This is a genomic window from Niallia sp. 01092 (assembly GCF_052318935.1).
Lineage (GTDB): Bacteria > Bacillota > Bacilli > Bacillales > Cytobacillaceae > Niallia.
The window spans coordinates 1-1312 of sequence record NZ_JBQRKO010000058.1; the positions used below are offsets into that span (position 1 = coordinate 1).

1 protein-coding gene is annotated in these 1312 nt (G+C 36.4%); it reads right to left on the reverse strand.

Annotation, left to right across the window (positions count from 1 at the left end; all coding sequences use genetic code 11):
* Positions 1-55: 55 nt before the first annotated feature.
* Positions 56-1171: an IS4 family transposase gene (locus ACTXGU_RS22220; protein ID WP_443483694.1), complete on the reverse strand. Its 1116-nt coding sequence runs from the start codon at positions 1169-1171 to the stop codon at positions 56-58.
* Positions 1172-1312: the final 141 nt, after the last annotated feature.

Sequence of the window (1312 nt, forward strand, 5' to 3'; positions counted from 1 at the left end):
ATCCATTTGGAAATTTATTTACAATTAGACTTGTGCAACGACGACAATTTACTTATTAAGGAATGGCTTTTCCTTCAATTTTTCGAAGCCAAATATGCGCTGGTTTCCACAGTGCAGCCCTTAAATAACGGCTAATCTGTAAGGTCTTTCGCTTACTTTTTGTCTCGATCTGAACGAGAACATGTAGGCAAAAAACGATTAATGCTATAAATACTTGATTTTGAATCGCCCATTCGCTTTGACCATAGAACTTTTTTATGCTGAGATGTTGTTTAATCCATTTGAAAAACAGCTCAATTGCCCAGCGAGATTTATACATCTCTGATATTTCTTCGGCGTTCAAATCAAAACGATTTGTAATTAAATGAAGTTCATGCCCTTTTGAATCCATTACTTTTAAAAGGCGAAAGTAATTTTCAGCACGGTTTTGTGTTGTCCCAATCAACACCATTTGATCCGATAAAACAGCTGTATTGTCCGGAAGTTTAAAGTTATAAACCTCCCGTATGACAGCGTTTTTCCGTAACCTTGTAAGAAAGAAGTAGCCATCATCAGTCATGCGATCAAAGCGCTCGTAATCTAGGTACCCACGGTCAAACACATACATGCATTCCTTGTCATCCACCATGATTTCAAGCTGACCATGGTCATGTTCTTTTGCATTTGTTATAACGGCCTTTTCGGGATAGGAAGTTCCTTTTTCCATAAAGACTAGACGCAAATGCAATTTAACTCCCGCCTTTGTTTTGCGGAATTTTGCCCATTTATGATTCGTCAAATTGAGTGGCAATGTGCTTGAATCGATAATTTTTACAGGCATGATAAGTTTTGTATAGTGTGTTTTGGCATGAATTTGTGCGACTAAATCAAGGAAAAGCCTTTGGAATAGATCTGGATTCATGCCATTCAATCGGCGTGAGAGCTGAGAAATACTAATTGAATCGAGATCAATGCCTTTCTGCAATAGGTCATCGAAAAGACAATCGCTTAGCGCATGTAGACTTTCGATTTCTTCTAGCTGCGCAAAAAGTAATAATTTCAGGAATGATTCTGCCGTTAATTTTTTCGTATAGTAATCTAATTTCAACGTTTTCACCTGTTCCTCAAGTAATTGAAGATTTATTGGTAAAAACCATTGTCCAAATGAAGTTTTTCGTGTAATCTTGTCCATGAGATTGGTCCTTTTTAGTGGATTTGGACGGGTTGCCACCTGACTTTATCCATTATAAAGGACTTTTTCTTTGCACAAAATAATAAAATTGAACATTTTGAGTATTTTTAATAGTCAAATTAAATTAATGCAACACTAGTG

Bases quoted from the DNA above. Each gene is read 5' to 3' on its own strand.
- ACTXGU_RS22220 (WP_443483694.1), bottom strand. From the start codon at position 1,171: ATGGACAAGATTACACGAAAAACTTCATTTGGACAATGGTTTTTACCA.